This window comes from Promicromonospora sukumoe 327MFSha3.1 (assembly GCF_000385135.1).
Lineage (GTDB): Bacteria > Actinomycetota > Actinomycetes > Actinomycetales > Cellulomonadaceae > Promicromonospora > Promicromonospora sukumoe_B.
The window spans coordinates 439,504-459,223 of record NZ_ARQM01000012.1 but is presented as its reverse complement, the minus strand read 5'-3'; the positions used below and the strand labels follow the sequence as shown (position 1 = coordinate 459,223).

General features: G+C 71.4%; 17 protein-coding genes. 12 read left to right on the top strand and 5 right to left on the bottom strand.

Features of this window, described 5'->3' with window-relative positions; translation table 11 throughout:
- Positions 1-14: 14 nt before the first annotated feature.
- The 3 genes from H291_RS0120830 to H291_RS0120820 form a co-directional block, all read right to left on the bottom strand.
- Entirely contained in the window at positions 15-1,481 is a 1,467-nt protein-coding gene (locus H291_RS0120830; protein ID WP_020016963.1) for a flavin-containing monooxygenase, read from the bottom strand.
- A complete protein-coding gene (gene cofG, locus H291_RS0120825; RefSeq protein ID WP_020016962.1) occupies positions 1,478-3,874 on the bottom strand; it encodes a 7,8-didemethyl-8-hydroxy-5-deazariboflavin synthase CofG in 2,397 nt (798 codons plus the stop codon). Before cofG ends, H291_RS0120830 begins: the two co-directional genes overlap by 4 nt.
- Positions 3,875-3,949: 75 nt before the next feature.
- Positions 3,950-4,246 carry a hypothetical protein gene (locus H291_RS0120820; protein WP_020016961.1) on the bottom strand — a complete coding sequence of 99 codons (297 nt, stop codon included), beginning with the start codon at positions 4,244-4,246 and terminating at the stop codon, positions 3,950-3,952.
- A 172-nt stretch (positions 4,247-4,418) separates the two neighbouring features.
- Between H291_RS0120820 and H291_RS0120815 the strand changes: the two genes are divergently transcribed.
- Both H291_RS0120815 and H291_RS32800 read left to right on the top strand, forming a co-directional pair.
- Entirely contained in the window at positions 4,419-5,507 is a 1,089-nt protein-coding gene (locus H291_RS0120815) for a glycoside hydrolase family 5 protein (protein WP_020016960.1), read from the top strand.
- Between the two features lie 153 nt (positions 5,508-5,660).
- Positions 5,661-6,047, top strand: coding sequence for a cupin domain-containing protein (locus tag H291_RS32800; RefSeq protein ID WP_020016959.1), 387 nt, complete (start codon positions 5,661-5,663; stop codon positions 6,045-6,047).
- A 9-nt stretch (positions 6,048-6,056) separates the two neighbouring features.
- Here H291_RS32800 and H291_RS0120805 read toward each other — a convergent pair whose 3' ends face one another.
- The gene (locus tag H291_RS0120805) at positions 6,057-6,728 is read right to left on the bottom strand and encodes a hypothetical protein (protein ID WP_020016958.1); all 672 of its coding nucleotides are present in this window, start codon (positions 6,726-6,728) and stop codon (positions 6,057-6,059) included.
- A gap of 133 nt (positions 6,729-6,861) precedes the next feature.
- Between H291_RS0120805 and H291_RS0120800 the strand changes: the two genes are divergently transcribed.
- The 8 genes from H291_RS0120800 to clpX all read left to right on the top strand — a co-directional run bounded on the left by H291_RS0120800 (position 6,862) and on the right by clpX (position 15,889).
- A complete protein-coding gene (locus tag H291_RS0120800) occupies positions 6,862-7,995 on the top strand; it encodes a flavin-containing monooxygenase (RefSeq protein ID WP_020016957.1) in 1,134 nt (377 codons plus the stop codon).
- 73 nt (positions 7,996-8,068) lie between these two features.
- On the top strand, positions 8,069-9,373 hold the full coding sequence (locus H291_RS0120795) for an ABC transporter substrate-binding protein (RefSeq protein WP_020016956.1): 1,305 nt from the start codon (positions 8,069-8,071) through the stop codon (positions 9,371-9,373).
- Positions 9,370-10,290 carry a carbohydrate ABC transporter permease gene (locus tag H291_RS0120790; RefSeq protein WP_232216131.1) on the top strand — a complete coding sequence of 307 codons (921 nt, stop codon included), beginning with the start codon at positions 9,370-9,372 and terminating at the stop codon, positions 10,288-10,290. The genes H291_RS0120795 and H291_RS0120790 overlap by 4 nt, the downstream gene beginning before the upstream one ends.
- Complete coding sequence (locus tag H291_RS0120785; protein ID WP_020016954.1) at positions 10,287-11,096, top strand: carbohydrate ABC transporter permease; 810 nt, start codon at positions 10,287-10,289, stop codon at positions 11,094-11,096. The genes H291_RS0120790 and H291_RS0120785 overlap by 4 nt, the downstream gene beginning before the upstream one ends.
- 201 nt (positions 11,097-11,297) lie before the next feature.
- Complete coding sequence (gene tig / locus H291_RS0120780) at positions 11,298-12,686, top strand: trigger factor (protein WP_020016953.1); 1,389 nt, start codon at positions 11,298-11,300, stop codon at positions 12,684-12,686.
- Positions 12,687-12,917: 231 nt separating this feature from the next.
- Positions 12,918-13,553, top strand: a complete 636-nt coding sequence (locus H291_RS0120775; protein WP_020016952.1) for an ATP-dependent Clp protease proteolytic subunit — start codon at positions 12,918-12,920, stop codon at positions 13,551-13,553.
- 43 nt (positions 13,554-13,596) lie between these two features.
- Positions 13,597-14,310, top strand: coding sequence for an ATP-dependent Clp protease proteolytic subunit (locus H291_RS0120770; protein WP_026365963.1), 714 nt, complete (start codon positions 13,597-13,599; stop codon positions 14,308-14,310).
- Between the two features lie 289 nt (positions 14,311-14,599).
- A complete protein-coding gene (gene clpX, locus H291_RS0120765; protein WP_020016950.1) occupies positions 14,600-15,889 on the top strand; it encodes an ATP-dependent Clp protease ATP-binding subunit ClpX in 1,290 nt (429 codons plus the stop codon).
- 71 nt (positions 15,890-15,960) lie between these two features.
- Here clpX and H291_RS0120760 read toward each other — a convergent pair whose 3' ends face one another.
- Entirely contained in the window at positions 15,961-17,793 is a 1,833-nt protein-coding gene (locus tag H291_RS0120760) for an AMP-dependent synthetase/ligase (protein WP_026365962.1), read from the bottom strand.
- A 151-nt stretch (positions 17,794-17,944) separates the two neighbouring features.
- On the opposite strand from H291_RS0120760, the gene H291_RS0120755 reads away from it, so the two are divergent.
- Together H291_RS0120755 and H291_RS0120750 are read left to right on the top strand one after the other, a co-directional pair.
- Entirely contained in the window at positions 17,945-18,292 is a 348-nt protein-coding gene (locus tag H291_RS0120755) for a chorismate mutase (protein ID WP_121387039.1), read from the top strand.
- Positions 18,293-18,493: 201 nt separating this feature from the next.
- Entirely contained in the window at positions 18,494-19,672 is a 1,179-nt protein-coding gene (locus H291_RS0120750; RefSeq protein ID WP_020016947.1) for a baeRF2 domain-containing protein, read from the top strand.
- The last annotated feature ends 48 nt before the right edge of the window (positions 19,673-19,720 follow it).

Here is a 19,720-nt window from a genome sequence, read left to right as displayed (position 1 = left end):
GTCGGCAGCTCGAGCTACCGATCACCTGACATTCTGCCGACCGCCCGGATCCTCGACCCGGACCCCTCCTGGAACGGCACCGGGTCGAAGGTGCCGAACCGGTTCGCGAACTCTCTGGCCCGGCCCGGCCAGAGGAGGGTCAGGCGGCCCGAGCGCTCGTCGACGTACCAGCTCCGGCAGCCGCCGCGCAGCCACACCGTCCCGGCGGCGCGGCGGTCCACCTCGGCGGTGTAGGCGGCCTCGGCCTCGGCCGACACCTCCAGCGGCCCGCCGGTCGCGTCCAGGTGGTCGAGCGCGCCCAGCACGTAGCCGATCTGCGCCTCGATCACCTCCAGCGCCGAGTGGTGGCCGAGCCCCGCGTTGGGTCCGTCCAGCACGAACAGGTTGGGGAACCCGTGCACCACCGTGGAGGCGTGGCTCGTCATGCCGGCGGCCCAGTGCTCGGCGAGCGTTCGCCCGTCGCGGCCCGTGACCAGGTGCGCGAACGGCGGCCGCGTGGTCTCGAACCCCGTGGCCAGCACCAGCACGTCCACCTCGTACCGCGCGCCCGACGCCGCGACCACGGTGGAGCCCTCGACCGCGACCGGCGCGCTGGGCTCCAGCGTCACGTGCGGCCCTTGGAGGGCCGGGTACCAGTCGTCGCTGAACAGCGCGCGCTTGCAGCCCACCGCGTAGTCGGGGGTGAGCAGCGCGCGCAGCGCCGGGTCCGGCACCTGGGCGCGCAGGTGCGCCCGGGCGCGCTCCGTCAGGTCGGCCTCCGCGCGCGTCCCCGCGATGCGCGCGTCGAACAGCAGCTCCGCGTCCTCGGCGAGCGCCGCGCGGTCCGGCGGCTCCTCGCCTGGCGCGTACGCCCGGTCTCCGCGTGGCAGCACCCAGGGCGGCGTCCGCTGCAGCACGACGACGGAAGCGGCCTCCCGCGCGACCTCCGGCACGAGCTGGACGGCGCTCGCCCCGGTGCCGACCACGGCGACGCGCAGCCCGGCCAGCGAGGAGCGGTCCCAGCGGGCCGAGTGGAACACCCGGCCCGGGAACGTGCCGAGCCCCGGGATCTCGGGCACGCGCGGCTCGCTCAGCCGCCCGACGGCGGTGGCCAGCACCCGCGCCGTCAGCGGCCCGCGCGACGTCGTCAGGCGCCAGGTGCCGGCGTCGTCGTCCCAGCGGGCGGACGTGAGGTCGGTGCCGAGGCGCAGGTGCGGGGCGAGGCCCTCGGTGCGCACGACGTCGCGCACGTACTCGTGGATCTCCGCGCCCGGCGCGAACACCCGTGACCACCGCTGCTGCGGCAGGAAGGAGTAGGAGTACAGCGCGCTGGGGATGTCGCACGCGACGCCCGGGTAGACGTTGTCGCGCCAGGTGCCGCCCACGTCGTCGGCCCGCTCCAGGACGGTGAACCCGGTGCGTCCCGCGCGCCGCAGGCGCACGCCGAGCCCCACCCCGGCGAGCCCCGCGCCGACGACGGCGACGTCGAGCGCCGCCGTCACCCCACCTGCTCGTACGTGGTGGTGCGCTGCCGCACCGGGCGGCCGAGCTCGGCGGCCAGCCGGGTCACGTCCGCGACCGTGAGCTCGCGGCCCTGCTCGGGTCCGGCGTCCGGGTCGAGGACACCGTCGAGCAGCACGCCGCCCAGGTCGTCGGCGCCGCCCGCGAGCACCCGCTGCGCCCCGCGCATGCCGAGCTTGGTCCACGCCGCCTGAACGTGGTCGATCCGGCCGGCCAGCATCAGCCGCGCGACGGCGTGCAGGGCGCGGCTCTCGCGCGGGGTCGCCGTGCGCGCGCCGGCCACCGGCACCGGCGACTCCGACGGGAGCCACGGCATTGGGATCAGCTCGGTGAACCCGCCCGTCGCGTCCTGGACCCGGGCCAGGGCGCGCAGGTGCCGCACCTGGTCGCGGGCGGACTCGACGTGGCCGTACACGATCGTCGCCGTCGAGCGCAGCCCCGCGGTGTGCGCGGCGGTGACCAGCTCGGTCCAGCGCTCCGCCGGGATGTCGGTGCCGCCCGTGAGCAGGCCCCGGATCCGGTCGTCCAGGATGCGTGCGCCCGTGCCGGGCACCGTGTCGACGCCGGCCTCGCGCAGCCGCTCCAGCCAGTCGGCCAGGGGCATGCCGGCGCGCGCGGCGCCGTCGGCCAGCTCGGCGGGCCGGAACGCGTGCAGGTGCAGGCCGGGCCCGCCCCGCTTCACGGCCCGGGCGAGGTCGAGGTAGGCGTCGGCACCCTGCTCGGCGCGCGGTGCGCCCTGTGCGCACACCTCCGTGGCGCCCAGCGCGACCGCCTCGGCGGCCAGCTCGGCGACCCGTTCGGGCGGCAGGCCCAGCGACGCGTCGATGTTCCGGTTCACGGCGTACGTCACGGCGTCGCCGACCCGCTCGCGGCGTACCTGGTCGGCGAGCGCGGCGAGGTCTTCGAGGTCGGCGCCGTCGGCCCCGAGCAGCTCGACCCAGGCGGCGTCGTCCGCCCCGCGGGGGTCCTTCTCGACGTCGCTCAGCAACCTGGCCAGCCGCCCGTCGGTGGTCGAGCTTGTCGGGACCCGGGTCTCGACAGGCTCGACCAACGGGAGGCTGCCGGCCCTCGACGAGGGGAACTCGCCCAGGAGGGCGTCGTGCCGGGCCAGGCCGTAGTCGTCCGCGAGGTCCAGGACCCGGTCGCGCAGCCGGTCGTCCAGCCATTCCGCTCCCGCGCGGGCCTCGCGCAGGTAGTGCGGGTGCGCGGTGAGCCGCTCGCGCAGCGTGTAGCCGCCCTCGGCCGTGAGCCGGGCCAGGTCCTCGATGTGCGGCCAGGGCCGCTCGGGGTTCACGTGGTCCGGGGTGAGCGGGCTGACGCCGCCCCAGTCGTCGATGCCGGCGCGCACCAGGAGCTGGAGCTCGGCGGCGTCGGTCAGGTTCGGCGGGGCCTGCACGCGCATCCCCGGGCCGAGCAGCACCCGCGTGACGGCGACGGCGGCCGCGTACTCCTGCGTCTCCAGGTCGGCGGCGCCCATCATCGCGGTGGCCGACTTGGCGCGGAAGTTCTGCACGATCACCTCCTGCACGTGACCGTGCCGGGCGTGCGCGTCGCGCAGCGCGAGGATCGAGTCCACGCGCTCGGCGTAGTTCTCGCCGATGCCCAGCAGCACGCCGGTGGTGAACGGGATGCGCGAGCGGCCGGCGTCGTCGATCACACGCAGCCGCAGGGCCGGGTCCTTGTCGGGGGAGCCGAAGTGCGCCTCGCCCTTCTCGGTCCACAGCCGGGACGAGGTGGTCTCCAGCATCATGCCCATCGACGGGCCGACCGGCTTGAGCCGCTGCAGCTCCGCCCACGACATGACGCCGGGGTTGAGGTGGGGGAGCAGGCCCGTCTCGTCGAGGATCAGGCGCGCCATGTGGCCCACGTAGTCGAGCGTCGAGGCGTAGCCGTGGTCGTCGAGCCACTGCCGGGCCACGGGCCAGCGGTTCTCGGGTCGGTCGCCGAGCGTGAGCAGGGCCTCCTTGCAGCCCAGCGCGGCGCCCTGCCGCGCCACCTCCAGCACCTCCTCGGCCGACATGTACGGCGAGATGCCGGCCTTGGCGAGCTTGCCCGGCGTCTGCACGAAGATGCAGTAGTGGCAGCGGTCCTGGCACAGGTGCGTCAGCGGCACGAACACCTTGCGGGAGTACGTGATGACGCCGGGGCGCCCGGCCTCGCGCAGCCCCTGGTCGCGCAGGGCCCCGGCCACCGCCAGTAGCCGGTCCAGGTCGGCGCCGCGGGCGTGCAGCAGCACCTCGGCGTCGTCCCTGCCCGGTGCGCCGCCGTCGTGCTCCTCCAACCGGTCGAGGGCCGCGGCCAGGACCGTGGGGTCCGGGGGCTGCGGCTGGTCGGCGGGTCGCGCGGGCGTGCGCAGGGTCAGGGGAACAGTCATGGGCCCACCTCGGGTGCGGCTACCGGATCGTGATGGTCCGGAGGGGACGGCCCGACACTATGTCATCCCCGGGTTTCACCCGACCTCGGCGAGGGTGCCCTCCTCGGCCGTCACCAGGGAGCTGATCGTCGCGAAGAACGCGGCGATCCCGGGCTTGTTGGCACCCTTCGCGCGCGACGCCGCGAAGTCCTCCGACGAGGCCCATTCCACGATGTCGAGCCACTCGTCGTCCGGCAGCTGGACGAGGCGCGCCCCGAGGAAGCCGGTGCGGTCGGCCTCGAAGTCGGCGATCATCGCCGGCCGCGACGCCAGCATCGCGTCGATCCTCTCGGGCAGCACCCGGAACCGGGTCAGCTCCACGGACGTGCTCATGGTCTCTCCTGGGGTGAGCGAGTCATGCGGTCGGGGCTCACCGTAGGCCAAAGAACGCCATCCGGGACCCTCCCGCCCCGTAGACGCGGTGTGGGAATCCCGGATATCACCCGCTCTGTCACCTTGCTAGCGTCCCTGGGACTGCTCCGGACCGATCAGAGGTGGTCTCATCATGGTTCTCCGCCGCGCACCGATCATCGTCGCCGTCGCCACGGCCGCGCTGCTGGCGACAGGGGCGGCCGTCGCGCCCACCCTCTCGGCCACGACGGCCGCCACGCACGAGGCGCCCGCGTCCGTGCCGGACGACGACGCCCCGGCCGCCGCCCCGCAGGCCGTCACCCCCGTGGAGGCGAACGGGCAGCTCCGCGTCTGCGGGGTTCGCCTGTGCAACGAGCAGGGCAAGCAGGTCCAGCTGCGCGGCATGAGCACGCACGGCACCCAGTGGTACTCGCAGTGCGTGGACGACGCGTCCCTCGACACCCTCGCGTACGACTGGAACGCCGACGTCATGCGGATCTCGACGTACGTGCAGGAGGACGGCTACGAGACCGACCCGGCGCGGTTCACCGCGCTGGTCAACCAGTACATCGACATGCTCGGCGAGCGCGGCCTGTACGCCATCGTCGACTGGCACATGCTCGACCCGGGCGACCCCAACTTCAACCTCGAGCGCGCCAAGACGTTCTTCACGGCCATCGCCGAGCGGAACAACGGCAGGAACAACATCATCTACGAGGTCGCGAACGAGCCCAACGGCGTGTCGTGGCAGACCATCAAGAGCTACCACGAGCAGATCGTCCCCGTGGTCCGCGCCAAGGACCCGGACGCCGTCATCCTGCTCGGCACCCGCGCCTGGTCCTCGCTCGGCGTGTCCGACGGGGCGAGCGAGTCCGAGGTCGTGAACAACCCGGTCAACGCGTCCAACGTCATGTACACGTTCCACTTCTACGCGGCGTCGCACGGCCAGGAGTACCTGGACGCGCTGTCCCGCGCCGCGGACCGCATCCCGATGTTCATCACGGAGTTCGGCACCCAGGACTACGCCGGGGAGGGCGCCAACGACTTCGCGATGGCGCAGCGCTACCTCGACCTCGCGGCGCAGAAGAAGATCAGCTGGACCAACTGGAACTTCTCCGACGACCACCGCTCGGGCGCGGTGTTCACCGAGGGCACCTGCGGCGGCGGCGACTACGGCACGGGCCGGCTGAAGGAGGCCGGCGGCTGGATCCGCGACCAGATCCGCACGCCGGACGACTTCTAGGGGGCGTCGTTCGGCCCAGCATCGTCTGATTCGGCTCCGCTGCACTCTTCGGCTGAGCCGAATCAGACGTGTCCGAGGTGAACGAATTCCAGCCCACCCGGCACCCTCTCCCCGTGCATGACGAACCCCGGTGACCTACGAGAAGATCGTCCGGTGCGCATCATCCAGCTCCCCGCCCGGGAGATCTCGCGGTTCGGCAGCACCGGCGTCGACATGGACTTCCTGCCGCAGGTGCCCGAAGCCGAGCGCACCACGGTGAACGTCGCAAGGATCGTCGCCGGCGGCGTGCTGGGCGAGCACCCGGCCACCTCGCTCCAGATCTTCGCGGTCCTGGCCGGCGAGGGTGTCGTCACGTCGCGGGGCGCGGACGGCGCCGCCGAGCGCTGGGAGATCGAGCCGGGTCAGGCCGCGGTCTGGGAGCCCGGCGAGATCCACGCGACCACCGCCACCACGGACCTGCTCGCCGTGATCGTCGAGACCACGGCCGACACCCTGGCGTTCCGCGAGCACGAGCTCCTCTCGGGCCCGCCCCTGGACTGAACGGCGTCCTCAGCCGACCGGCGGCGGCACGGGCAGCCAGGGCGCGAACACGTCCGCGACCTCCGCGGCGACCGCCGTCGCGTCCCGGACGCCGTCCACCTCGATCACGCGGACGCCGTGCCGCCGGGCGCCGCGCACCGCGTCGTCGGCGATCAGGCGGTCGCGCTCGATGCGGTTGGCCTGGGCGAGCGCCGGGTCGCTGACGGTGGCCTCCACGGCCAGTGCGCGCGGCAGGGTGCGCAGGTGGTGCTGCCGGAACTCCTCCGTCGGGACCAGCACCACCATGCGGCGGGGCGAGTCGATCAGCGGCGCGACCAGCTCCGGCCGCAGGCCCCAGCCCTCGGCGATCGCGGGGCGGCTCGTGAACCAGGCACGGAGGTCGTCGAGCACCCACTCGAAGCGGGCCGGGAAGTCGGCCAGCACCTGGGCCGCCATGGCCTCGGGGCCGTGGTTGACCCAGACGTCCTCGGCGTCGGGGTCCGTCACCGGCTCCCCGTGCGCGAGCCGGCGTGCGACCCGGCGGTCCTGGTGGCCACGGGAGTCGTGGTAGTCGTAGTGGTACGCGTTGAGCCCGTGCCGGTCGGCGACCAGGTCGCTCACGGTCGTCTTCCCGGCCCACTGCGCGCCGCCGATCCACAGCATGCGGCGCAGGCTGCCGTGCGGGTCCCAGATGTCTGACATCGGTGTCCTCCCGGTGCGGACGGCGCCCCTCGCCGCCCACCTCGAGTGTCCGGTTTTTCGCCCCAGAACTGCAGTCTTGTTCTCACCCCGCCGCTGCCGCAGAGTAGGAGGAGGAGAGCACTACGCTCCCTCTATGGTTCTCACCGTGTCCGTCATCGGCGCCGGACCCGCAGGCCTCGCCGCCGCAGCCACCCTCCAGGCCAGGGGTGCCCACGTCACCGTGCTCGAGAAGTCGGAGCACGTCGGCAACGCCTGGCGCCACCACTACGACCGCCTCCACCTGCACACCACGCGCGGCCTCTCGAAGCTGCCCGGCCTCGCCATCCCGCGGGAGTACGGCCGCTGGGTCGCCCGCGACGACGTCGTCCGTTACCTCGAGACCTACGCCGCCCACCACGGCCTGCGCGTCGAGCGCGGCGTCGAGGTCACCCGCCTCGACCGGTCCGCGCCCGACGGCGCCGCCGCCCGCCACTGGACGCTCACGACCACCGACGGCACCCGCACGGCGGACGCCGTCGTCGTCGCGACCGGGTACAACCACACCCCGCACCTGCCGGACTGGCCCGGCCAGGACGGGTTTCCCGGCGAGGTCACGCACGCGAGCCGCTACCGCAACCCGGCCCCGTACGCGGGCAGGCACGTGCTGGTCGCGGGCGTGGGCAACACGGGCGCCGAGATCGCGCAGGACCTCGCCGAGAACGGCGCCGCGAGCGTCCACCTCGCCGTCCGGACGCCGCCGCACATCGTGCCCCGCAACCAGGGCCCGTGGGCCGCGCAGTACACGGGCGTGCTGGTGCGCCACCTGCCGGACGCCCTCGTCGACGCGGTCGGCGTGGCCGTCCGCAAGGCCAGCGTCCCCGACCTGTCCGACCTCGGGCTGCCGATCCCGGACGTGGGGATCGCGACCCGCGTCGCCCAGGGCTCCGTGCCCCTCCAGGACATCGGCATCGTCGCCGCCGTCCGGGCCGGAACCGTGCGCGTGGTCCGCGCCATCGACCGGTTCGACGGCGCCGAGGTGGTCCTGGCCGACGGCGCCCGCCTGACCCCCGACGTCGTCCTCGCCGCCACCGGCTACCGGCGCGCGCTCGAACCCGTCCTGGGCCACCTCGGCGTGCTCGGCGAGCGCGGGAAGCCCCTGGTGACCAACGGCCGCCCGGCCGCGCCCGGCCTCTACTTCACGGGTTTCACCAACCCGATCAGCGGCATGTTCCGGGAGATGGCGGCCGACGCCCGGCGCATCGCGCGGCACGCGACCCGCGCCAGGTAGCCGATCCCGACACGACGTATCGATTCGGTCGAAATGCTTGACACCTCGACCTCCGACCGGCAGCGTCCGCCGCATGAGCCGCAGAAAGACCCTCGCCACCGCCGCCGCAGCCCTCGTGGCGCTGACCCTCGGCGCCTGCGCGCCGTCCGCGGACAGCCCCGAGCCGGGCGCGGCGGCGGGGGAGGGGTGCGACGGCGACGCCGTCGCCCTGGACGTGTGGTCCTGGCGCACCGAGGACGTCAAGACCTACGAGCAGATCTTCGACGTGTTCGAGCAGGCCAACCCCTGCATCACGGTGAGCTTCCAGGCCCACCTCAACACCGAGTACGACCAGATCCTGCGCACCGGACTGACCGGGTCGGACGGCCCCGACATCGCGCAGGTGCGGTCCTACGGCCTGCTCCAGCCGCTGGTCGAGGGCGGCAACCTGCAGCCGCTGGAGGACGTCGTCCCGGCGCTCGCGGACTTCGACGACGCCACGCTGGACGGCTCGCGCGGCCGTGAGGACGGCGCCGTCTACGGCGTGCCGCTGGCCAGCCAGACCATCCAGGTCTACTACAACACCGCGATCTTCGAGGAGCACGGCCTCGAAGAGCCCGAGAGCTGGGACGACTTCATCGCGCTGAACGACACGCTCCTGGATCACGACGTGACCCCGCTCGCGGTCGGCGCGCGCGACGGCTGGTTCGTACCGACGGTGCACGACGCCCTGACCGCCGCCCAGTACGGCGGCGCCGACTTCCAGCAGGCCCTGCGCGACGGCGAGACCGACTTCACCGACCCGGCCTACGTCGACTCGATCCAGACCCTGGCCGACCTGCAGCAGTACATGCCCGACGACGTCACCGGCGTGCCGTACACGGACGCGCAGGTGCTGTTCACCTCGGAGCAGGCCGCGATGTTCGCCGGCGGCTCGTACGAGCTCGCGTTCTTCCAGGACGCCAACCCCGACCTCGACCTCGGCGTCTTCCAGGTGCCCCCGCCGCCCGGCTCGGCGCTGGACCACCCGGTCAGCGCCGGCTACGCGGACGGGAGCTGGGGCCTGTCGGCCGGAACGGAGCACCCCGAGGAGGCCGAGACGCTGCTGAACTGGCTGGCCACGCCGGAGTTCGGGCAGCTCGTGGCCGACGAGCTCAAGCAGTTCTCGCCGATCCCCGGCGTCGAGTTCTCCGACCCGCTGCAGCAGGAGATGTGGGACCTGTACCAGGAGAACCCCGCGCCGTACCTGCTGCTCGTGGACTACCGCTACGGCGACCCGGTCGGCACCGACCTGATGGGCGAGGCCGGGCAGAAGCTCTTCCTCGGGGACACCGACGCCGAGGGTGCCGCCGACGTGATCCAGGACGGCCTGTCGGCCTGGTGGACGCCGGGCGAGTGAGCCGCCGTCGTACCGCGGCACTGCCCACGCCGGTCGCGCTGCTCTTCCTGCTGCCCGCGGCCGCGCTGTTCGCGGTGTTCGTGCTCTACCCGATGGCGACGGCGCTGACGTACTCCCTGTTCTCCTGGCGGGGCACCGCGCAGGACGCGTTCGTGGGACTGGACAACTTCGTCGCGCTGTTCACCACCGAGCCGTACGCCACCCAGCTCCCGCGCGCGTTCGGCCACAACGCGCTGCTGTTCGCCGGGGCGATGGTGGTGCAGAACTCGGTGGGCCTGCTGCTGGCGTACGCGCTGCACCACCGGGGTCGCCTGCGCCGGCTGTTCCAGGTGCTGTACACCATGCCGTACCTGGTCTCGCCGCTGGTCGTGGGCTACCTCTGGTCGCTGCTGCTCTCGCCGCTGTTCGGCCCGGTCAACGCCGCGCTGCGCGCCGTCGGGCTGGACGCCGTGGCCCAGCCCTGGCTGGGCGACCCCGACAGCGCCCTGTGGGTCGTCGTGCTGGTGACCGCGTGGCAGTGGGTCGGCTTCCCGCTGCTGGTCTACGGCGCCGCCCTCGGCGCGCTCGACCCGGCGATCGAGGAGGCCGCGATGCTCGACGGCGCGACCTCCCGCCAGCGGTTCTGGCACGTCACGCTGCCGCTGCTGATGCCGGTGATCGGCACGGTGAGCGTGCTGACGTTCATCTTCTCCATGGAGGCGTTCCCGATCCCGTACGCCCTGGGCGGCTCCAGCGGCAGCCCGGCCGGCGCCACCGACGTCATGTCGCTCCTCTTCTACCGGACCGCGTTCCACTCGGGCGCGTCCAACGCGATCGGCATCTCGTCGGCCGTGGCGATCGTGCTGTTCCTGGTGATCGTCGGCATCTCGGTGCTGTTCACGCAGTGGTTCCGCCGCGTCGAGCGGAGGCTCACGTGAGGCGCGCGGCGGTCAGCACCCTGCTGTGGGGCTACGCCGCCGTCGCGCTGCTGCCGCTGCTGATCATGGTGTGGAACTCGTTCCGCACCGACCAGGAGCTGGTGGTGGAGCCGCTCGGCCTGCCGCACAGCCCGTCGCTGGACGCCTACCGCGAGGCGTGGGTCGAGGCGTCGTTCTCGACCTATTTCCTCAACTCGGTGCTGGTCACCACGCTGTCCGTGCTGCTGTCGACGGCGGTGTCGCTGCTGGCGGCCTACGCGCTCGCGCGGTCCCGGTCGCGGCTCATGACGGTGATCGAGCAGGTCTTCGTCTCGGGCCTGATGATGCCCGTCTTCCTCATGATCGTGCCGATCTTCTACCTGCTCGACATGATCGGGCTCGCGTCCACCCGAACCGGGCTGATCCTGGTCTACTCCGCCGTCTCGATCCCGTTCTCGGTGTTCGTCCTGGCCACGTTCCTGCGCCAGCTCCCGGTCGACCTGGAGGACGCCGCCCGGATCGACGGCGCCGGACCCCTGCGCACCTTCTGGTCGGTGCTGCTGCCGCTGGTGCGGCCCGCCGTCGCGACGGTGGTGGTCTTCCGCTTCGTGCCCATCTGGAACGACTTCTTCTACCCGCTGATCCTCGTGCGCGACCGGGCGCAGTACACGCTGCCCGTGGGCCTGACGACCTTCTTCGGCGAGTACCAGACCTCCTGGTCCACCCTGTTCGCGGGCCTGGTGATCGCGACGCTGCCGCTCGTGGTGCTGTTCCTCGTCGCGACGCGCCAGATCGTCGCGGGCCTGACCGCGGGAATGGGGCGCTGACGGGCCCGCGCCCGCTGTGCCGCAGGCCACCCGCCTGCATTCGGCGCCTGTGGCGTCCAGGCGTACTATTGACGGGTTGCCCGTGCGCCTGTCGTACGCGCTGTCAGCGAGCAGCTGAGCAACAGAGCAGAGCATCCCCGCGCCACCCGGGACGCAGTACGCCGGCGTGCGCGCACCCCCGACATTCTGGAGACCATCGAAGTGAAGAGCGCCGTCGAGACCTTGGAGCCCACCAAGGTCAAGCTGACCGTCGAGGTGGACTACGACGAGCTCAAGCCGAGCATCGATCACGCCTACGAGCACATCGCCGAGCAGGTGAACGTCCCCGGGTTCCGCAAGGGCAAGGTTCCCCCGCGCATCATCGAGCAGCGGGTCGGCTGGGGCGCCGTGATCGAGCACGCCGTGAACGACGGGCTCTCCGGGTTCTACCGTGACGCGCTCGGCGAGACCGACCTGCGTCCGCTCGCCCAGCCCGAGGTCGACGTGACCGAGGTCCCGGCGAAGGCCGGCGAGGGCCAGCTGAAGTTCACCGCCGAGGTCGAGGTCCGCCCCGAGATCGAGCTCCCCGAGCTCTCCGACGTCGAGCTGACCGTCGACTCCACCGAGGTGACCGACGAGGACGTCACCGAGCGCCTGGACGCCCTGCGCGAGCGCTTCGGCACCCTCGTGGGCGTCGACCGCCCCGCCGTCGAGGGCGACTACGTCGTCATCGACCTGAAGGCCGTCATCGGTGACGAGGAGGTCGACTCCGTGTCGGGCGTCTCGTACCAGATCGGCTCCGGCAACATGCTCGAGGGGCTGGACGAGGCCCTGACCGGCCTGTCCGCCGAGGAGACCACCACCTTCAAGGCGCCGCTGGCCGGCGGCGACCACGAGGGCCAGGACGCCGACGTGACCGTCACGGCGACCTCCGTCAAGCAGCGCGACCTGCCCGAGGTGGACGACGACTTCGCCCAGCTCGCCTCGGAGTTCGACACGCTGGAGGAGCTGAAGGACGACCTGAAGACCCAGGTCGCCGGCATCAAGACCTCCAACCAGGCCGTCACCGCGCGTGACGCCCTCATGGAGAAGCTCCTGGAGACCGTCGAGGTCCCCGTGCCGTCCGGCGTGGTCGAGGCCGAGGTGCACCGTCACCTCGAGTCCGAGAGCCGCCTCGAGGACGACGAGCACCGCGCCGAGGTCACCGAGGACGCCACCAAGGCGATCAAGAACCAGATCCTGCTCGACACCCTCGCCGAGAAGCTCAAGGTTCAGGTCAGCCAGGGCGAGCTCGTCGAGTACCTGGTGAGCGCCTCGCAGCAGTACGGCATGGAGCCGAGCGAGTTCATCAAGACCCTCGAGCAGGGCGGGCAGATCCCGGCCATGGTCGGCGAGGTCGCGCGCTCGAAGGCCCTCGCGGTCGCGCTGCGCCAGATCGAGGTCAAGGACTCCGACGGCAACGTCGTGGACCTGAGCGAGTTCATCGGCTCGGACGAGGCCGACGAGGCCCAGGCCGCCCTGAGCGACGCCGTGGCGCAGGCCCAGGAGGCCGCCGACGCCGAGGAGCCCGAGGGCACCGAGGCCGAGGCGTCGGAGCCCGCGAAGGCCTGACGCACCCCCGGCCCGGACGGGCCGGAGCAGGACGTCCGACGGCGGTCCGCACCCTTCACGCGAGGGTGCGGACCGCCGTCCGCGTTCGGTCCGACTTCGCCGTGGGCAGCACCGGTGCGCTGTAGGCGAAACGGCCGCCGAATCGGAAGTTCTGGCGGCACGAGGCACGTTAGGGTCGAGCGACACGACGTCTTAGGACGTGGTCCACAGACGAGAGTCAGAACCGAGGAGATGGACGTGAACGATCTGCTGCGGATGGATGCCGGGCCGGTAGCACGGGCGGAGGGTGCTGGATTCGGGCTCAACGACTCCATCTACAACCGGCTGCTCAAGGAGCGCATCATCTGGCTGGGGTCGGAGGTGCGCGACGAGAACGCGAACGCGATCAGCGCGCAGATGATGCTTCTCGCGGCCGAGGACCCCGACAAGGACATCTGGCTGTACATCAACTCGCCCGGCGGCTCGATCACGGCCGGCATGGCGATCTACGACACCATGCAGTTCATCAAGCCGGACGTGGCGACGGTCGCGATGGGCATGGCGGCCTCCATGGGGCAGTTCCTGCTGTCCTCCGGCACGAAGGGCAAGCGGTACATCACGCCGCACGCCCGCGTGCTGATGCACCAGCCGTCCGGCGGCATCGGTGGTACGGCCACCGACGTGCGGATCGGTGCGCAGCTCATCATGCACATGAAGAAGGTGCTCGCCGAGCTGACCGCCGAGCAGACCGGCCAGTCGCTCGAGACGATCATCAAGGACAACGACCGCGACAACTGGTTCACGGCCTCCGAGGCGCTGGAGTACGGCTTCGTCGACCACGTCGTCGAGACCGCCGCGCTGGCCGGCGGCGGCGGCATGCACAGCTGAGCGCCCGGAATCGCACCAAGAGCTTTTTCAAGAGGAGATCACCGTGAGTCCTGAAGCCCAGTTCGTCGCAGCCGCAGAGCGCCTTGCCGGCGCCCGTTCGGGTGCGGGGATGCCTTTTGCCACCGCCGGCGCCATGCCGTCCGCACGCTACGTGCTCCCGCAGTTCGAGGAGCGCACCGCGTACGGCTTCAAGCGCCAGGACCCGTACACCAAGCTGTTCGAGGACCGCATCATCTTCCTGGGCGTCCAGGTCGACGACGCGTCCGCGGACGACGTCATGGCCCAGCTCCTGGTCCTCGAGACGCAGGACCCGGACCGCGACGTGATGATGTACATCAACTCGCCCGGTGGCTCGTTCACGGCCATGACGGCGCTGTACGACACCATGCAGTTCATCAAGCCGCAGATCCAGACGGTGTGCCTGGGTCAGGCCGCGTCGGCCGCCGCGGTCCTGCTGGCCGCCGGCCAGCCGGGCAAGCGGCTCGCGCTGCCGAACTCGCGCGTGCTGATCCACCAGCCCGCGATGGAGGGTGGCGGCTACGCGCAGGCCTCGGACATCGAGATCCACGCGAACGAGCTGATCCGCATGCGCGAGTGGCTCGAGCTGACGCTCGCGACGCACAGCGGCAAGACGCAGGAGCAGGTGCGCGACGACATCGAGCGCGACAAGATCCTCACCGCCGCCCAGGCCAAGGAGTACGGCCTGGTCGACGAGGTGCTCCAGTCGCGCAAGCCCGTCCAGGTCGTGACGAACTGACCCTCGGGTCAGGTCCGTCAGCGACCGCAGCCTCCCGGCGCCGGGGCCGTGCCACCAATAGCGGTGGACGATCTGCCCCGGCGTCGGGCATTGTGGGACACGCCGCGCAGAATCTGACAAAATTGTCATGATCTGGTGAAAATCGGTCGGGCGACCCGCCGGGCCGCCCGGCTGACAACAGGCCACCGGTGGTGTGGAATGGATCTGAGACCGCTCGACGTCGCGGATCTGCTGGGCCAGCCGGCCCGTGCAGTACTCCGCGAGGGTGCACAAGGCGAGGAGACAGGTAGTGGCGCGAATCGGTGACGGCGCGGAACTGCTGAAGTGCAACTTCTGTGGCAAGTCGCAGAAGCAGGTGAAGAAGCTGATCGCCGGACCCGGCGTCTACATCTGCGACGAGTGCATCGAGCTGTGCAACGAGATCATCGAGGAAGAGCTCGGTGAGGCTGCGGAGCTCGGTCTGACGGAGCTGCCCAAGCCGCGCGAGATCTTCGACTTCCTCGAGCAGTACATCATCGGCCAGGACCCCGCCAAGCGCGCCCTGGCCGTTGCCGTCTACAACCACTACAAGCGCATCCAGGCCGGCGAGGCCGGGCGCTCGATCAACCCGGACGACCAGGACCCGGTCGAGATCGCCAAGTCGAACATCCTGCTGATCGGTCCCACCGGCACGGGTAAGACGTATCTCGCGCAGACGCTCGCGAAGATGCTCAACGTGCCGTTCGCGATCGCCGACGCGACCGCCCTGACCGAGGCCGGCTACGTGGGCGAGGACGTCGAGAACATCCTGCTCAAGCTCATCCAGGCCGCGGACTACGACGTCAAGAAGGCCGAGACGGGCATCATCTACATCGACGAGGTCGACAAGGTGGCCCGCAAGGCCGAGAACCCGTCGATCACGCGCGACGTCTCCGGCGAGGGCGTCCAGCAAGCACTCCTGAAGATCATCGAGGGCACCACCGCGTCGGTGCCGCCGCAGGGCGGGCGCAAGCACCCGCACCAGGAGTTCATCCAGATCGACACCACGAACGTGCTGTTCATCGTGGCCGGCGCCTTCGCCGGCCTGGACGACATCGTGGCCGCCCGGTCCCGCAAGCGCGGCATCGGGTTCAGCGCCCCCATGGAGTCCATCGCCCGGGACGAGGACCTCTTCGCCGAGGTCCGCCCCGAGGACCTGCAGAAGTACGGCCTGATTCCCGAGTTCATCGGCCGCCTGCCCGTCATCGCCTCCGTCTCCTCGCTCGACCGCGACGCACTGGTCCGGATCCTGACTGAGCCCAAGAACGCGCTGGTCAAGCAGTACAAGCGCATGTTTGAGATCGACGGCGTGGAGCTGGAGTTCGACGAGGAGGCCGTCGAGGCCATCGCCGAGCAGGCCCTGCTCCGCGGCACCGGGGCGCGAGGCCTGCGGGCCATCCTCGAGGAGGTGCTCCAGCAGGTCATGTTCGATGTGCCGAGCCGCGACGACGTCGAGCGCGTGGTCATCACCCGCTCCGTGGTGCTCGACAACGTGAACCCGACCGTCGTGCCGCGCAAGAGCCCCGTGCGGGGCCGTCAGCCGCGCGAGAAGAGCGCGTAGCACCTTCGACGCACAGAAACGGGGCCGCAGCGCTGATCAGCGCTGCGGCCCCGTTTCTGTGCGTCTGGACCTCAGCGGGTGCGGGCCGCCTGGGCGCCGGCCACCGGCGCGCCGTACAGGGTGTCGATGACGCCCGCGAAGTCGGTGAGCACCTTGCCGCGCTTCACCTTGATGGACGGCGTGAGGTACCCGTTGGCCTCGGTGAAGTCGAGGTCGAGCACCGTGATCTTGCGGATCGACTCGGCCTTGGAGACCGCCTCGTTGGCCTGGGCGACCACCTTGTCGAGCTCCGCCAGCACCTTCGGGTGCACGCGCGCCTCGTCGACGGACAGCTTGGGCAGGCCGTTCGCCGCGCACCAGCCGGGCAGCATCTCGGCGTCGAGCGTGACGAGGGCGCCGATGAACGGGCGCTGGTCGCCGACCACCACGACCTGGCTCACGATCGGGTGCGCCCGCATGCGGTCCTCGAGCACCGCCGGGGCGACGTTCTTGCCGCCCGCGGTCACGATGATCTCCTTCTTGCGGCCCGTGATGTGCAGGTGGCGGTGCTCGTCCAGCCGGCCGAGGTCGCCGGTGCGGAACCAGCCGTCGACGAGCGCCTCCGCCGTCAGCCCGGGCTGGTTGCGGTAGCCGCGGAAGATGTGCGGCCCGCGCAGCAGCACCTCGCCGTCGTCGGCGATGGCGACGTCCGTGCCGAAGAAGGCCGGGCCCACCGAGCCCATGACGATCTTGCCCGGCAGGTTGACCGACGTGGGGGCCGTGGTCTCCGTGAGGCCGTAGCCCTCCAGGATCGTGACGCAGGCGCCGCGGAAGAAGTGGCCCAGGCGCTCGCCCAGCGGGGCGCCGCCCGAGACGGCCCAGCTGAGCTGCCCGCCCATGGTGGCCTTGAGCTTGCTGAACACCAGGCGGTCGGCGATCGCGTGCTTCACCTTGAGCGCGCCGCCGGGGCCTGCGGGCACGTCCATGGCCCGCGAGTAGTCCTCGGCGACCTGCACGGACCAGGCGAAGATCTTCGCCTTGAGGCCCGACGACGCCTTCTGCTCCGCGCTGTTGTACACCTTCTCGAACACGCGCGGCACGGCCAGAAGGTAGGTCGGGCGGAACGAGCCGAGGTCGCCCACCAGGTTCTTGATGTCGGGGGCGTGGCCCAGCACGGCCTGGCCGGCGATGGTCGCCACCTCGACGAACCGCGCGAACACGTGGGCCAGCGGCAGGAACAGCAGCGTGCGCGCGTTCTCGGCCTTGAGCAGCTCGGGGATGCCCTCGGCGGCGTTCAGGGTCAGGTGCGCGAAGTTGCCGTGCGTGAGCTCGACGCCCTTGGGGCGGCCGGTCGAGCCCGAGGTGTAGATGACGGTCGCCAGGTCGTCGCGCCGGACGGCGTCGCGCCGCTCGGCCACGATGCCGGCGGACAGGTTGGTTCCGGCCTTGCGCAGGTCGAGCACGGCGCCGTCGTCGATCAGCAGGATGTCCTCGAGCCCGGGCAGGCTGGGCCGCACCTGCTGGACGGTCGCGGCGTGCGCGGCGGACTCGACCACGATGAGCCGGACGCCGGCGTCGGACAGGATCCACTGCACCTGCTCGGCCGAGGAGGTCTCGTAGACCGGCACGGGGACGGCGCCGGCGGCCCAGATGGCGAAGTCGAGCAGCGTCCACTCGTACCGGGTGCGGGACATGATGGCGACCCGGTCGCCTACGTCGATGCCACGGGCCACCAGGCCACGGGCGACGGCGAGCACCTCGTCCTCGAACTGCCTCGCCGACACCTTGATCCACGGGCCGTCCGGGGTGTCACGCCGCTCGATGAGCGCCTCGTCTCCGGAGCGGGCCACGCGGTCCGCGAGGATCGTGTTGATGCTGGTGCCCGCCGGCACCTCCACCAATGCCGGCGACGTGGCAAGTGTCATCTGCTGCTCTCCGTTGAAGTCTTGAAGCGGCGAAGGCCCGGTATCGGGTCTTCACCAAGTTGCGTGGCCTGCTCGGCAGACTGTAGCGGATCGCCGTCTCAGGTCGGAACAGGCTTCGCCCGCCACGGCCTTCGCCGGTTAGCCTCTACATGTGTCTGACAACGAACCGACCAGCGCTCCGGTGCCGTCCGAGATCATCCGGCTCCGCGGGAGCATCGACAACATCGACGCCGCGCTGGTCTACCTGCTGGCCGAACGGTTCCGGGTGACGCGACGGGTCGGTGAGCTCAAGGCGGTCGGCGGGCTGCCGCCGGCGGACCCGGCGCGCGAGCAGGAGCAGATCGCGCGGCTCACGGGCATCGCCGAGGAGTCCGGCCTGGACCCGGAGTTCGCGGAGCAGTTCCGGCAGTTCATCGTCAGCGAGGTGATCCGCCACCACGAGCTGATCGCCGCGCAGCACAAGGGCGACAACTTGCCTGAGGTCGACACCTACGCTTGAAGGTGACCTCTGCCTGACGTGGCTTTGCCCTTGGCAGGGCAAGGGCAAACGTCAGGTCCGAATATCTCCTGTACAGGTCACAGAAATTTCCCCCACAGGGGTGGCGTGCGGCCTCGATCCGTCGTTTCCTGGAGGGAACGCCGGGGCGGGGTCATGCGGTAGGGCATCATCTCGACCTCGGCGGGTGATGCGGAGGTGTGTATGAAGATCGATTGGCTCAAACCCCTCCTCGGCCACCCGGGACCTTTCGCCACCCTGTGCCTGGACGCCACGCCGTCCGAGCTCGCTGCCGACCGTGACGTCGGCGGACGGTGGAACGCGGTGCGCAGGGAGCTCGCGCAGCAGAAGGCCCCGGTCGCCGTGCTGGACGCGATCGAAGAGGTGGTGCTGCGACCCACGAGGGTCCCGGGACCGCACGGCCGGGTCGTCATCGCCGACGAGACGGGCGTGCTGGTGGACCGCGTGGTGAACAACCCGCCGAGCGCCAGCTCCGGCTCCTGGGAGGCGGTACCGGCCCTGCTGCAGGCGGCGCTGGCCGCCGACGAGTCGGTGGAGCTGCTCAAGGTGCTGGTCGACCGGGCGGGCGCGGACTTCGTCCGCGTGGGTCACGACGCCAAGGTGCACAGCAGCTTCCAGGCGCCGCACGACGAGATCGAGAAGACCAGCTCCTCGGGGATCAAGCGCGCGCGGATCGAGTCCCGCGCCGAGGACTCCTGGGAACGCAACGCCGCGGCCGTGGCGGCCGAGATCGAGCGGCACGTGGCGGAGACCGACCCCGAGCTCGTGCTGCTCACGGGGGACAAGCGGGTGGTGTCGCTGACCCGGGCCGCGCTGACGGCGCCGACGGCGGACAAGCTCGTCGAGGTGCCCGGCGGCGGGCGCGGCCCCGGCGTGAACGAGACCGCCTTCGCCGAACGTGTCTCCGACGCGCTGGACTCCTACCGGGAGCGGCGCCGGGAGCGGGTCCTGGCGGAGCTGCGGCAGGAGCTCGGCCGGGAGTCCAACGCCGTGACCTCGGTGGACGACGTCGTCGCCGTGCTCTCGCGGGGGCAGGTCAAGGAGCTCGTGCTGGCCGAGGAGTACGGGACCACCCCCGGGCGGATGAACGGGCGCAAGCTGTGGATCGGGCCCGACCCGATGCACATCGCGGCCGACCGGTCGGACCTGGAGGCGATGGGGGTGACGGAGCGGCTGGAGGAGCTGCCCGCCACGGTCGCGCTCGTGCGCGCGGCGGTCGGGCAGGACGCCGGCCTCACGTTCGCACCCGAGGGTTCGGTGGAGCTCATGGACGGTGTCGGCGCGACCCTGCGCTGGCGTGACGGCGGGACGCCGACGGAGGTGCTCGCGAGCATGTCCGGGGACGACCGCCGCCTGCACTGACCCGCCCCACGTGAATTCGATGTGAATTCTCGACCGGTTGATCGGACA

Excerpts from the sequence above, each read along its gene's own strand:
- H291_RS0120800 (WP_020016957.1), top strand. The coding sequence starts at position 6,862 with ATGGTTCTCACCGTGTCCGTCATCGGCGCCGGACCCGCAGGCCTCGCC.
- H291_RS0120775 (WP_020016952.1), top strand. The coding sequence starts at position 12,918 with ATGGACGTGAACGATCTGCTGCGGATGGATGCCGGGCCGGTAGCACGG.
- H291_RS0120760 (WP_026365962.1), bottom strand. The coding sequence starts at position 17,793 with ATGACACTTGCCACGTCGCCGGCATTGGTGGAGGTGCCGGCGGGCACC.
- H291_RS0120815 (WP_020016960.1), top strand. The coding sequence starts at position 4,419 with ATGGTTCTCCGCCGCGCACCGATCATCGTCGCCGTCGCCACGGCCGCG.
- H291_RS0120805 (WP_020016958.1), bottom strand. The coding sequence starts at position 6,728 with ATGTCAGACATCTGGGACCCGCACGGCAGCCTGCGCCGCATGCTGTGG.
- H291_RS0120795 (WP_020016956.1), top strand. The coding sequence starts at position 8,069 with ATGAGCCGCAGAAAGACCCTCGCCACCGCCGCCGCAGCCCTCGTGGCG.
- H291_RS0120820 (WP_020016961.1), bottom strand. The coding sequence starts at position 4,246 with ATGAGCACGTCCGTGGAGCTGACCCGGTTCCGGGTGCTGCCCGAGAGG.
- cofG (WP_020016962.1), bottom strand. The coding sequence starts at position 3,874 with ATGACTGTTCCCCTGACCCTGCGCACGCCCGCGCGACCCGCCGACCAG.
- H291_RS0120750 (WP_020016947.1), top strand. The coding sequence starts at position 18,494 with ATGAAGATCGATTGGCTCAAACCCCTCCTCGGCCACCCGGGACCTTTC.